This window comes from Belnapia sp. AC561 (genome assembly GCF_979252845.1).
On sequence record NZ_CEEDBP010000345.1, the window covers coordinates 1 to 252 of the forward strand.

The window sequence follows — 252 nt, forward strand, 5'->3', positions numbered from 1 at the left end:
TAGAAGTCGAACACCACTTCGTTCAGCGGCAGTTCGTACGTCGCCTGCGCTCGGCCGCCGACATAGGTCAGGTTCTTCTGGATACCGCGCCGGTCCTGACACAGCTTCAGGATCGAGCCGAGATACTCGTCGGGGACGTAGATCGTCGCCTCGATCCACGGCTCGCTGATCGTCTTGATCTTGTTCACGTCCGGCATGTCGGCGGGATTGTGCAGGTCGATCTGCGTGATCCCGGCCGGATCGGGATGCGTG

1 pseudogene is annotated in these 252 nt (G+C 61.1%); it reads right to left on the reverse strand.

Annotation, left to right across the window (positions count from 1 at the left end):
- Positions 1 to 252: pseudogene (locus tag AC0IW9_RS31360) on the reverse strand (elongation factor 4); the annotation flags it as partial.